9 protein-coding genes are annotated in these 12,825 nt (G+C 38.9%); 5 read left to right on the forward strand and 4 right to left on the reverse strand.

Annotation, left to right across the window (positions count from 1 at the left end):
- The first annotated feature begins 14 nt into the window (after positions 1-14).
- Positions 15-2,333 carry a penicillin-binding protein 1A gene (locus tag LB454_RS12365; protein ID WP_224464985.1) on the forward strand — a complete coding sequence of 773 codons (2,319 nt, stop codon included), beginning with the start codon at positions 15-17 and terminating at the stop codon, positions 2,331-2,333.
- Here the strand turns inward: LB454_RS12365 and LB454_RS12370 are convergent.
- Complete coding sequence (locus LB454_RS12370) at positions 2,330-2,782, reverse strand: 6-pyruvoyl trahydropterin synthase family protein (protein ID WP_224464986.1); 453 nt, start codon at positions 2,780-2,782, stop codon at positions 2,330-2,332. The two genes, LB454_RS12365 and LB454_RS12370, sit on opposite strands and share 4 nt — an antisense overlap.
- Positions 2,783-3,062: 280 nt before the next feature.
- Here LB454_RS12370 and LB454_RS12375 point away from each other — a divergent pair, with 280 nt between their 5' ends.
- Positions 3,063-3,704: a 2OG-Fe(II) oxygenase gene (locus tag LB454_RS12375; protein ID WP_224464987.1), complete on the forward strand. Its 642-nt coding sequence runs from the start codon at positions 3,063-3,065 to the stop codon at positions 3,702-3,704.
- 51 nt (positions 3,705-3,755) lie between these two features.
- Positions 3,756-5,819, forward strand: coding sequence for a site-specific recombinase (locus LB454_RS12380; protein WP_224464988.1), 2,064 nt, complete (start codon positions 3,756-3,758; stop codon positions 5,817-5,819).
- On the opposite strand, the gene serA is transcribed toward LB454_RS12380, so the two are convergent.
- Both serA and LB454_RS12390 read right to left on the reverse strand, forming a co-directional pair.
- The gene (serA, locus tag LB454_RS12385) at positions 5,816-7,051 is read right to left on the reverse strand and encodes a phosphoglycerate dehydrogenase (protein ID WP_224464989.1); all 1,236 of its coding nucleotides are present in this window, start codon (positions 7,049-7,051) and stop codon (positions 5,816-5,818) included. The two genes, LB454_RS12380 and serA, sit on opposite strands and share 4 nt — an antisense overlap.
- 147 nt (positions 7,052-7,198) lie before the next feature.
- Positions 7,199-8,977 (reverse strand): ABC transporter ATP-binding protein, encoded by a 1,779-nt coding sequence (locus LB454_RS12390; protein WP_224464990.1) that lies wholly within the window; start codon positions 8,975-8,977, stop codon positions 7,199-7,201.
- Positions 8,978-9,196: 219 nt separating this feature from the next.
- Here LB454_RS12390 and LB454_RS12395 point away from each other — a divergent pair, with 219 nt between their 5' ends.
- Both LB454_RS12395 and LB454_RS12400 read left to right on the forward strand, forming a co-directional pair.
- Positions 9,197-10,777: an amidohydrolase family protein gene (locus LB454_RS12395; RefSeq protein WP_224464991.1), complete on the forward strand. Its 1,581-nt coding sequence runs from the start codon at positions 9,197-9,199 to the stop codon at positions 10,775-10,777.
- 155 nt (positions 10,778-10,932) lie between these two features.
- A complete protein-coding gene (locus LB454_RS12400) occupies positions 10,933-11,403 on the forward strand; it encodes a CBS domain-containing protein (RefSeq protein ID WP_224464992.1) in 471 nt (156 codons plus the stop codon).
- Positions 11,404-11,486: 83 nt separating this feature from the next.
- Here LB454_RS12400 and LB454_RS12405 read toward each other — a convergent pair whose 3' ends face one another.
- A complete protein-coding gene (locus LB454_RS12405; RefSeq protein ID WP_224464993.1) occupies positions 11,487-12,395 on the reverse strand; it encodes a histone deacetylase family protein in 909 nt (302 codons plus the stop codon).
- Positions 12,396-12,825: the final 430 nt, after the last annotated feature.

Raw genomic sequence — 12,825 nt, forward strand, 5'->3', positions numbered from 1 at the left:
CTTTTTTAAACACTATGAGTAAAACATCAACACCCAAAAAAGGATTCAAGAAATACATACTTGGATTTTGGTTATTGTTCTTAGCAGGCATTTTAGGTGTCATCTTTATTTTTCTTTTAGCTAGCTGGGGAGCCTTGGGAACTATGCCCACCTTTGAAGAATTAGAAAACCCAGAAACCAACCTCGCCACCGAAGTTATTTCAGTAGACGGCCAGACTCTTGGGAAATATTTCAAAGAAAATAGAACTCCTGTGAGTTATGATGATCTTCCAGATCATCTTATCAACGCCTTAATCTCTACTGAAGACGAACGCTTTTATAGCCATTCTGGAATAGATGCTAGAGGTACGCTTAGAGCAGCTATTTTTTTAGGGAAAAAAGGTGGTGCAAGTACCATAACTCAACAACTTTCCAAACTTTTGTTTACAGACCCTAACAAGAGAGGAACCTTTAATAGAATCATTCAAAAAGTAAAAGAATGGGTCATTGCTGTGAGGCTTGAGGAGCAGTATGCAAAAAATGAAATTATCACGATGTATCTCAACAAATTTGATTTTTTACATCAAGCTGTAGGGATACGTTCTGCATCAAGAATTTATTTTTCAAAAGAACCAAAAGAACTTACTATTGAGGAATCTGCCACTTTGGTAGCCATGCTTAAAAACCCTATCCTCTACAATCCTCAAAAAGAACAATTTAAAGACAATTCTCTTCAGAGAAGAAATCAGGTTTTAAAACAAATGGAGAAGAATGGTTTCCTGACTGAAAATGTAAAAGATTCTCTCCAAAAAACTGAGCTGATAACCTTTTTTTCCCCAGAAGAACATGACGATGGAATTGCGACTTACTTTAGGGCTTATGTCCAAGAGTTTATGAAAGACTGGATTGATAATAATCCAAAACCTGATGGAAGTTCCTACAGTATGTATAGAGATGGTTTAAAAATCTACACCACTGTGGATTCCAAAATGCAGGCTTATGCAGAAACTGCTGTAGAAAAACATCTTAAAAACCTTCAGAAAGAATTTGATGCTCAAAATATAAATAACAAAACGGCTCCATTCAGAAGTATAAATGCTTCAGAAGTTGAAAAAATTATCCAAAAAGGAATCAAAAATTCCGATCGCTACAAGACTATGAAGCGTAAAGGTATAGACGAAGATTCTATCATAGCAACCTTCAATAGAAAACGAGACATGCGCTTATTTTCATGGGATGGACCTATAGATACTCTTATGACTCCGAGAGATTCTATCCGCTATTATAAATCCTTTTTGAATACTGGCATGATGTCAATGACTCCGCAAACCGGAGAAATAAAAGCCTGGGTAGGAGGTGTGAATTATAAATTTTTTAAATACGAACACGTAAAACAAGCTAAGCGACAAGTAGGTTCTACCTTTAAACCGTTTGTATATGCAACGGCAGTAGATCAATTGCATTTATCGCCTTGTTATGAGCTGCCAAATACTCCTTACACCATTCCAAAAGGCAGACATGGGGTTACAGAAGACTGGACACCTTCTAATAGTAGTGACGATTATGGTGGCAATAAAACTTTGAAGCAGGCACTCGCTGAATCAATCAACACCATTACAGCAAGAGTCATTGATAAAACAGGCCCGGAGAATGTGATTAGTTTGATTGATAAACTAGGAATAAATACTTCCAAAATAGACCCCGTGGCTGCCATAGCTCTTGGTACAGCAGATATAAGTGTCTACGAAATGGTTTCTGCTTACAGCACTTTTGCTAATAAAGGCGTTTATGTCAAGCCTTATGCTGTACAACGAATTGAAGATAAAAACGGAACTATTTTATACCAGCACCAGCCACAAAGTCGTGATGTATTGAGCGAAGAGTCTGCGTTTGTAACCATAAAGTTATTAGAAGGTGTGACTAGATTTGGTTCTGGAGCACGCTTAAGAACTAATCTTGACTATTTGAAAAATAGAGATGATTACAAAAAAGCAGTCACTGGCTATCCTTATGCTTTTGAAAATGACATTGCTGGTAAAACAGGAACAACCCAAAACCAAAGTGATGGTTGGTTTATAGGCATGGTGCCCAATCTTTCAACTGGTGTTTGGGTAGGAGGCGAAGATAGAAGTGTGCGTTTCCCTTCTATAACCTATGGGCAAGGTGCCACTTTGGCTTTACCTATCTGGGGAATGTATATGAAAGATGTTTTCGCTGATAAAACGCTTGAAATTTCAAAAGACGAATTTGAGAAACCTGATAACCTCAGCATTCAGATAGACTGTGATGATTTTTCAGATGAGGAATCTGAAGAAGAGGAAGAATCAGGTTCTGAATTTGAAATTGATTTCTAAAGGTTATCGCTAGCGTACCATTCGGCAAAAGCTGTTCCCGTCTCCCTTAGTTTTAAGGAGTACAATTGTAAGCTTTTGTCGAGTTTGCTGGAAATTTTCTTAGCAAAATCGATCACCATATTTTCACTTGTAGGCTGATAATCAACCAAAACAACATCATGTCCGGAGGATTGGAGATGTTCTGCAAGTTCAATATGAGGCGTTTCCTTGTTTAATAGTATGGCATGATCCATCACATCGACCACCTCAGACTTTACAATTTTCTTGAGGTCTCCAAAATCTATAACCATCCCGCATTTCACGTTGTTCATGTTCGAAATAGGCTCACCAATTACCGTCACATCTAGTTTATAACTGTGTCCATGCACATTTTTACACTTTCCATCGTAGCCGTAAAGGGCGTGTGCTGTTTCGAAAGTAAATTGCTTTGTAATTCTGATTTTTGCCATGATCCTTAATATTGCTGCAAAGATACTGGAATTAAAAAAATTATTTGCCTGTCTATTTGTATACATTTAGACTACTTGACTTGGTGAATATTTGGATAAGCTTACAGGAATGGGTTAGGTTGATTGTCCTGATGAACAGGGTGGCTTTTAATAAAAGAGAAAAGAATATTTATTGGAATGGATACATTAGTCAACTTCTCTTTAAAATCAATTCAAAAAAATTATAATTTTCTATCGATTTATCTCCTAAATTTGAGGGCCTAAAGTACATACTTGACTAATGACTACATCACTACTTACCGATGCCATATCCTTCGAGGAAAACTCACTATATGAAGCTATAATATCTGATATTCTGGAGCAGGGATATTCGATTTGTGATACTTTTTTTGAAGAATCTTTAGTCGATCTTTTAAGAAATGATCTGCAGGCACTTTACCATCAAAGTGAACTTAAAAAAGCAGCAATTGGTAACAGGATAAATGAATCTATTGAAAAAGACATTCGCGGTGATTACATCCAATGGATAGATGAAGTGAAAGCAAATTCAGTAGAAAAAAAGTTTTTTGAGCGTATTAAGGATTTTAAAAATTACTTAAATAAAACTTGTTTTATGGGTCTTCTGCATCAGGAGTTTCATTACGCTGTTTATCCACAGGGTACATTTTACAAAAGACACATCGATACCTTCCAAAATGATGACAGACGAAAACTATCAATGGTTTGCTATCTCAATGACAGGTCTTGGAAAACCACCAATGGTGGTGAACTGGTATTATATCCTGAAGGTTTAGAAGAAATCACTGTGCATCCTTTACCAGGTCGTGTGGTGATTTTTGAAAGCCAGCAACTGGAACACGAGGTCAAAAAAGTGCTGAATGAAGAACGGCTAAGTATTACCGGTTGGTTAAAAACACGATAATTAGCCTGATTTATAAATAAAAGCAAGCTAAATTTGAGTTTTTAACTAATTATGGCCAAAAAAAAGAAAGATCTATATGAGTTCTTCAAGACCTATTTTAAAGATGGTTCCTGGGAAAATATTTCGAACCAGGTAGATCTACTTTCTAGTCTTATAGATCTTTTGAGACCAAAGGAAATAGATGAAGAAAATCCAGTTACTTTAAACCCGCTTATTTATCTTCTGAAAGATAACAATGCTTACAGAGATCATTTTGCGACTTACATCAATTCTTTACTGAAAGGCAAAACCTTTCATTCGCTCATAAGTGATGCTGGTATCCCCGAAGAATCCGATTTTTTCTTTGAAATCAAAGAAAAACTCTTTGCTAAATTTCTTCCAGAACAGCCTGATGAGGACAATCTAGAGTACATCTTAAATCAAGTGTTCTATAAATCTGATGATATCGAATGGATAGAACAAATTGATCCGAGTGAATTCAGAATTCTGTTTACCCTTCTGGAATTTAAGCCAATTCAGACCTCTGTTGAAGTCGAATCCCCATTATCTGAAGTATTGTTTGCTTTTGAAATTATGACTCTAAGGATTTGTGGTGATGCTTTAGAAACCAAAGTAATGAGAATGGTTCCTGAATATAACAATCTGGATAGTCCATTTGTCGCTTTTCAAAATGACCTGAGCCTTATTGAAAAGCGCATATTGAATAATGAATCTCATTATATAGATCCTGAGGATGAAGATTTCAAACACCTTTTTGTCTTACTCGATCAGTGTAAAGATTATGTCAATCAAGCCTTTAAAAACAGCAAAAAATACGGAATCTCTCTTAGAGTAAACCAAGATTTGATGCGTATCAAAAGGCAATTGCTGAGGATGGAAGTGACCCTGCCATTCTTGGCTGGAACAGTCGAGAATGACTTAAGAGAAAACACCATTAATCTTGGTAAAAGACTAATCAAACATAATTGCTACAAAAACAATCTTGGAAAATTCTTTGATGAAGGTACTAGACTTTTATTCTATGAAATTACTGAGCAAACTGCCAAAACCGGAGAACATTATATCACAGAGGATAGAAGCGGCTACTTCAAAATGCTACTAACTTCCATAGGTGGCGGTCTTGTAGTAGGGCTTATGTGTGTTTCTAAAGTATTATTATCCAAGCTTGATGTGAGTAGTTTTGGCGAAGCATTCCTCTACAGTATGAATTACTCTATAGGTTTTGTGATCCTTTATTTGCTTGGATTTACATTGGCAACCAAGCAGCCTGCAATGACCGCTTCTACACTAATTTCTGCACTGGAAAACGGCATGAAGAAAGGAGGATCCAAACGCACTAAACACCAGGTCTTTGCCAAACTCTTTTCAGAGGTATTTAGATCTCAGTTTGTTGCTTTTATAGGTAACATCATCATGGCTTTTCCAGTAGCTATGCTAGTGGTCTATTTAGTCGATACCGGCATGGATTACAATATACCTGAAGCCAAATGGGATAAGCTTATCCATAAACTCAATCCAGTAAAATCACTTGCTGTATTTCATGCTGGAATAGCAGGTGTGTTTTTGTTTCTATCGGGCATTATTGCAGGTGGAATTGCAAACAGGAATAAGTTTAACAATGTCTACAGTAGAATTGGAAAACACCCATACCTAAAAAGAAAATTCGGTAAAAAATTTGCTTTGAGATTGGCTACGTTTATTGAGAACAAGTGGGCAGGGGTGATGTCCAACTTTTGGTTTGGCGTGTTTATGGGAAGTACGGCTTCTATAGGGGTGTTTTTTGGCCTCAATCTCGATATTCGTCACATCGCCTTTTCAAGTGGTAACTTTGCCTTAGGCATATACGGCTCTGGGTTTTCATTAACTCCAGACATGATTATCTGGTCTTTAGTAGGTATTTTCCTTATCGGTTTGATGAACTTTTGGGTGAGCTTTGGACTTTCTATGGTTGTTGCTTTTAGGTCAAGACGGATTCCATTCTCAGAATTCAAAGCCGTGATCATATCGGTTTTAACCTACCTGTTTCACAGTCCACTTGTGTTTGTTTGGCCTCCAAAAAGACAACCCACCGAAGATGTGGAAACCAGTGAAGATACGAAAACGAAAAAAACTTAATACAGTATTCTTACACTTATAGTATGGTCTATCTTTTTAAGTTCTTTTAGAGTGTCTAGTGAGTCGTTTTTAGAAATATCCAATACCACATAACCCACATCAAAATTGGTGCTGAGGTACTGCCCTAAAATATTTACATCCAACTTAGAAATCTTGGAGTTAATTTCAGACAGTACTCCTGAAACGTTTTTATGGATATGTAAAATTCTATGGGTGTCTTCCATTTTGGGTAAAGACAATTCTGGTATAGAGTGACTGCCCAGACTCGCCCCGCTTTCAATGTATTTGATCAGTTTGTTAGAAACATCCAGACCTATATTCCATTGTGCTTCTTCGGTGGAGCCACCTATATGAGGAGTTAATATCACATTAGACACCTTTTGAAGAGGAGAAGTGAATTTCTCTGCTTTGTTTTTAGGCTCTTCTGGAAACACATCTACAGCAGCACCACTGATGCGACCATCTTCCAGAGCCTTTTTAAGTTCCTCAATATCCACCACGTTTCCACGACTCATATTGATAAGCAATTGGCCATTACTAAACCAGCTCAACACCTCCGCATTGAATAAATTTTTTGTGCCATTGGTACCAGGCACATGCAACGTAATGATATCACAATCTTCAATCAAAGATTTTAAATCAGTTACCTCTTCTGCGTTTCCAAGGGGCAATTTATTTTCTACATCGTAATAAAATACTTTCAGTCCCATAGCTTCCGCCAGAATAGACACTTGAGATCCTATATGGCCGTAACCTACAACACCTAATTTTTTGCCGCGAATTTCGTGTGCATTGGCAGAGCTTTTGTCCCATTCTCCAGCGTGAGCCGCTTTATCTTTATCGGGGATTCTGCGTATCAGCATAATAGCAGAAGCAATCACCAGTTCTGCCACAGAGCGGGTATTGCTAAAGGGTGCATTAAACACACAAACCCCAGCTTTATTAGCCGCCTCTAAATCCACTTGATTGGTTCCAATACAAAAACACCCAATCGCTACCAGCTTTTTGGCTTTTTGTATGACCTCCTCGGTGAGTTGAGTTTTGGACCTCACGCACACCACTTTGGCATCTTTCAAAACCTCATCCAGTTCCTTACCCGACAAAGCGCCAGGATGTTGTTCAATTTGAGTATAACCTGCTTTTTTAAAGGATTCTACAGCTGACTGACTGATACTTTCTAATAAAACTATTTTCATTTTATCCTTTGGAAAAGAGGTTTTGAGTGGTGACATAATTATATTTATTAAAAAATTGAAGCCTCTAAAGTATTAAATTTCAAGCAAGCAACTCCACACAGATTTTGTTTTTTTCTGCTGAATTTAAAACTGCTTTTTTAGAACCTAGAATTCCAACTAAAGGCTTTTACTGGCTTAACATTTTCAGTTAAGTTCCATTTGCAACTGAATCAATTTATGATACAATCCATTTTCCTTTTCCAATAAATCTGAATGCGTTCCTTTTTCTATGATTTTTCCATCTTCCAGCACTAAAATCTGATCTGCATTTTTAATCGTGGATAAGCGGTGAGCAATTACAAAGGAAGTTCTGCCCTGCATCAACTTGTCCAAAGCTTCCTGCACCAGTTGCTCCGATTCTGAATCCAACGAACTTGTGGCCTCATCCAAAATTAAAATCACAGGGTTTTTCAACACCGCTCTGGCAATCGCCACACGTTGACGCTGGCCTCCAGACAACTGAACGCCTCGTTCGCCAACAATGGTTTCGTATTGTTCTGGAAAGGACATTATAAACTCATGCGCATTGGCTTTTTTGGCCGCTTCCAGAATTTCTTCGTTGGAGGCATCAGGTTTTCCGTAAGCGATATTTTCTTTGATGGTGCCTCCAAAAAGCAAAATATCCTGAGGCACTATCGCCATCTGGCTTCTCAGATCGTGCAAAGTAAATTCTGAAGCTGGTTTATCGTCCAGCAGCATTTGTCCTTGCTGGGGTTCGTAAAATCGTAAAATCAAAGAGGCAATCGTTGACTTTCCTGCGCCACTAGGCCCAACAATGGCAACTGTCTCTCCTTCTTTGGCTTCAAAACTAATGTCCTTCAACACCCTAAGTTCAGGTCGGGTAGGATAGGCAAATTTCAAGTCTTTAAAACTCAATTTACCATGAATAGGTTGGGGTTTGGAATCTTCTACAATCACTTCCGGTTCTTCGTCAATCAAATCAAACACCCGTTCTGTGGCGCCAATGGCTTTTTGAATTTGAGCATATTGAATCGGCAAACCACCGATGGAGGCGCCCACAAAAATCGTATAAAGAATGAAGGTGATCAACTCAGATTGGGTGAGTTCACCTACATTTTGAAGCTTCACCGCATACCATACCAAAAGCACAATAGCTCCAAAAATACAAAAGATGATAAAGGATGAAAACGCACCTCGGGCAAGTCCGCCTTTGATGGCAATTTTCTTAATATCGTTGACGGCAAATTTATACCTCAGCATTTCAAAAGCTTCATTGGTAAAAGCTTTTACATTGGCGATCCCTTGAAGACTTTCGCCTACAATGGTGTTGGAATCGGCGACTTTATCCTGAGCTTCTTTGGATAATTTCTTAATAAATTTACCAAAAAACACAGCGACAATGGCAAAAATCGGAATCGTCGCCAGCATCAATAAAGAGAGTTTTACGGAGGTGAAAAACAAGGCGGTGATTCCGCCGATGACAATAATCATTTGTCTTAGAAATTCAGCAATACCAGTGGTAAACGTATCCTGGATTTGTGAAATATCTGCAGCCACGCGGCTATTCAGTTCGCTCACACGGCGTGAGGAAAAAAACTGCATCGGCATTTTGACCAAGGTGTTGTAGGTGTCTTGACGGATAGCCGACAGCATATTTTCTGTGACATTCACAAACAAAATGACCCGGAAGAAAGAGAAAATAGCCTGAGCGGTAAACAGCGCCAAAAGAATAAGTCCCATTCTGTTGATATCGTCTGATGTAAAATCGGCAGTCTCGATAAGATCGCCCATCAATTTTGGAAACAGAAGTGCTGTAAGCCCGGTAAACCCAAGAAAAATCATCCCGATGATGAGTTTCCATTTGTGCGGACCTATATAAGAAAAAAGGCGTAGAGATTTCTTGAGATTCTGCTTGTTCAGTTTTACTTTGGGGAGGTCAGATTCCTTTTTTCTTTTAGCCATTCTTAAATTTTCTTCTTGTCTTAACTTGCAAAGTTAACTTCAAGCTCATTACGAAGCCATTAACTTAACTTAAATGTCTTAAAAATTATTTCAAAACTTAAAGCTTGGACGTGATACCTTCAGAATAAATAAAAATCCTACCTAACCCGTTCAGAATTTTAAGAAAGAGTCTCCTCTGCCTAAACTTTCTTACCTTTATTTTTTTAGAAAAGATAATTTATGAGACAACTATTACTACTGTTAGGTATTGTATTAATTCAAATATCAGCCTGGGCACAAATCGAAAGCGCCCCGGAACGCGCTGAAGGTGAAGGCCCCTGGTCGCAACTCATTATTCGTGGTGTTACCTTAATCAATGGGAATGGGGCGCCACCCACTGGACCTGTGGATATCGTTGTAGAAGAAAATAAAATAACTCAAATCAAAACAGTAGGCTATCCAGGTGTCGACATTGATGAAAGCAACAGACCTCAACTCAAGTCTGGTGGAAAGGAACTGGATGCTTCAGGCATGTACCTGATGCCAGGATTTATAGATATGCACGGACACATTGGTGGAGAAGCACAAGGCACTCCTGCCGAGTATGTCTTTAAATTATGGATGGCACATGGCATTACTACCATACGGGATCCGTCGGCAGGAAACGGACTGGGATGGGTGCTGGAGCACAAGAAAAAATCTGCTAACAACGACATTACAGCTCCAAGGATTATGGCCTATACTGCCTTTGGACAAGGCAGTGAAAAAGACATAAGTTCCCCTAAAATGGCTGAAAAATGGGTTCAGGACAATGCTAAAAAAGGAGCGGATGGCATCAAGTTTTTTGGGGCGAGGCCAGAAATTATGCAGGCAGCCTTGGAAGAAAACAAACGCCTAGGATTGCGGTCTGCCATGCACCATGCCCAATTGGATGTGGCCCGATGGAATGTGGTCAACTCTGCTAAAGCTGGACTCACCAGTATGGAGCATTGGTACGGACTACCCGAAGCTTTGTTTACAGATAGAACCGTTCAACATTACAAACTGGATTATAATTATAATAACGAGCAGGATCGTTTTGCAGGAGCAGGAGAATTGTGGGAACAGGCTGCTGAACCCAATTCAGATCGATGGAACGAAGTCATGAACGAATTGATTGAATTGGATTTTACCATAGATCCCACCTTCAATATTTATGAGGCCAACCGCGATTTGATGCGTACCAGACGAGCCGAATGGCATGAGGAGTATACCTTGCCATCGCTTTGGGAATTTTACCAGCCCAGCAAAATATCTCATGGCTCGCACTGGCATTACTGGGGGACGGAAGAAGAAACGACCTGGAGGAAAAACTACGATTTATGGATGACCTTTGTCAACGAGTATAAAAATCGAGGCGGCCGCGTTACGGCAGGATCGGATTCTGGGTTTATTTTTCAACTCTACGGATTTGCCTATATCCGCGAACTTGAACTGCTGAGAGAAGCTGGATTTCATCCTTTAGAAATTATGATGTCTGCCACCCTTAACGGTGCTGAAGCTTTGGGCATGGAAGATAAAATCGGAACGGTTGAAGTTGGAAAACTCGCCGATTTTGTGATCGTTGAAGAAAACCCTCTTGAAAACCTGAAAGTGCTTTATGGAACTGGTGCTATAAAATTGACAGAAGAGAATGAGGTTACTCGAGTTGGTGGAGTGAAATACACCATCAAAGATGGAATCATTTACGATGCCAAGCAATTACTGGAAGATGTGAAGCAAATGGTGAAAGACGATAAAGCCAAATCTGGCTATGAAATCAAACAACCGGGAATGAAGTAAGATAAATTTTACCTCTTAAAGGCCTTGCTCATGCTACATCTACGACGGAAAAATTCCTGTTTTTTATCGTATAAATATGATATAATATTATTTTTTAACCTTTAAAATTACCATATCATTATTTTAATGCTTAATTTAATGTCAAATTAAAAGTTATGGGCATTAAAAGTTTTCAAGGTAATCAAGTAGGAGAAGCCAATGTAGAAGCAGAGAAAATAACGGTGAAAGACTGCATGTCACAGAGCATGATCCTGTTTAAAAAGGACCAGAGCATTATTGAAGTCGTGGAAACACTCATCAAATTTAGAGTTTCTGGAGGTCCTGTGGTTGATGACCACAAGCACGTGATTGGGATTATTTCTGAAGGAGATTGCGTTAAACAGATTTCTGAAAGCCGGTATTACAACATGCCGATGGAAGATACAAGTGTAGAAAAGTACATGTCTAGAGAAGTTGAGACCGTTTCTCCAGATGTGAACCTCTTTGACGTTGCCAATTTATTCCTGAAATCCAAAAGACGCCGATTTCCAGTCGTAGAAGACGGAAAAATCATTGGCATTGTGAGTCAAAAGGATATTTTAAGAACAGCCCTGATGCTGAAGGGGTTTAGTTGGAAACACAAATAATTTCAAATTTGGTAAAAACTCATCGACTCATTGACTAAAAAACTCACTAACTCACTAACTCACTAACTACTACCTAACCACTGTTAAAAATACATCTGCTGTGCTGTGCGATAGGTGTTAGCATGAGCATCGATGATGGTTTTGATGTCTTTGGAATAGCCGCCACCCATACTGACTTCGACCGGGATGTCGTGCTTTAGGCATTGCTCAAACACAAATTCATCTCTGCGTTTACAGCCTTCCACACTACAGCCTAATTTGCCTAATTTATCGGTGCTCAAAATATCCACCCCTGACAGAAAAAAAATAAAGTCTGGTTGAACACGATCAATAAGCTGAGGTAAGGTGGATCTAAGTGCGTTTAGAAATTCCTCATCGCCGCAATCATTGTCCATGGGTAAGTCCAGGTCAGATTTTTCTTTTTTGAAGGGATAGTTGCTTTTGCCATGCATGGAAAAGGTAAACACTCTGTCATCATTTTGAAAAATCTCAGCCGTGCCGTTACCCTGATGTACATCAAGATCTACAACTAAAATCTGTTTAGCTAATTTATTCTGAAGTAAATACTGCGCGCCAATCGCCTGGTCATTAAGCATACAAAAGGCTTCGCCGTGATCGGAATAAGCGTGGTGGGTTCCGCCAGCTATGTTCATCGCCACTCCGTGTTCTAAAGCAAAGTTACAGGCCTGAATCGTTCCGTTGGTAATGATGCGTTCGCGTTCTACCAAGATAGACGATAATGGAAACCCAATCTTTCTGGCTTTACGTGGTTCAATCGTTATGCTGTATAATTCCTTCAGATATTGAGGCGTATGCACCGACTGAATGTACTTTTCATTGTCTTCTACAATTTCTGGCTGAAAGAAATTCTCAGGTTCGCAGGTCCCTTCGTGCAGCAATTGCTTGGGCAGAAGGTCGTATTTTTCCATCGGGAAGCGGTGCCCTTCTGGTAAAGGATGTTTGTAGATGTGATGGAAAGCGATTTTAAGCATAGCAAATTTCAAAGTTGTTCAAAATAAATGCTTTTGAACCTCATCTTTACTCAAATGGCTTTTAAATGTTTGGTAAAATTGAACTACTTAAATGAATGTATTTATTCAAAAATTAAACCGCTAAGGTGCAGAGGACGCAGAATTTTTATTTTAAACGATAAGCTGAAACCTCTATCGCAGGAAAGTGTAAACCCTTACAAAGCCTAAAGAAATGTATCGAAACCCGTTAAGCCAACGAGGAGTAATTCAGAATAAGATCTTTAAAAACCTAGATGTTAAGAGTACTTGTGGTGGGTTGAATTACCACTGAGGCACAGAGGACACATAGATTTAAACCTTAGGCTGTAATCCCTATCGCTGAAAAGTCTAAACCAGTTCAAAGCCTAAAGACATGTATCCAACAGCCTTGAAGTCAACTCAGACAAATTCA

Origin of the sequence: Psychroflexus montanilacus (assembly GCF_020164535.1) — a bacterium.
Classification (GTDB): Bacteria; Bacteroidota; Bacteroidia; order Flavobacteriales; family Flavobacteriaceae; genus Psychroflexus; species Psychroflexus montanilacus.

Excerpts from the sequence above, each read along its gene's own strand:
- LB454_RS12405 (WP_224464993.1), bottom strand. The coding sequence starts at position 12,395 with ATGCTTAAAATCGCTTTCCATCACATCTACAAACATCCTTTACCAGAA.
- LB454_RS12400 (WP_224464992.1), top strand. The coding sequence starts at position 10,933 with ATGGGCATTAAAAGTTTTCAAGGTAATCAAGTAGGAGAAGCCAATGTA.
- LB454_RS12365 (WP_224464985.1), top strand. The coding sequence starts at position 15 with ATGAGTAAAACATCAACACCCAAAAAAGGATTCAAGAAATACATACTT.
- LB454_RS12375 (WP_224464987.1), top strand. The coding sequence starts at position 3,063 with ATGACTACATCACTACTTACCGATGCCATATCCTTCGAGGAAAACTCA.
- LB454_RS12370 (WP_224464986.1), bottom strand. The coding sequence starts at position 2,782 with ATGGCAAAAATCAGAATTACAAAGCAATTTACTTTCGAAACAGCACAC.
- LB454_RS12390 (WP_224464990.1), bottom strand. The coding sequence starts at position 8,977 with ATGGCTAAAAGAAAAAAGGAATCTGACCTCCCCAAAGTAAAACTGAAC.
- LB454_RS12395 (WP_224464991.1), top strand. The coding sequence starts at position 9,197 with ATGAGACAACTATTACTACTGTTAGGTATTGTATTAATTCAAATATCA.
- serA (WP_224464989.1), bottom strand. The coding sequence starts at position 7,051 with ATGTCACCACTCAAAACCTCTTTTCCAAAGGATAAAATGAAAATAGTT.
- LB454_RS12380 (WP_224464988.1), top strand. The coding sequence starts at position 3,756 with ATGGCCAAAAAAAAGAAAGATCTATATGAGTTCTTCAAGACCTATTTT.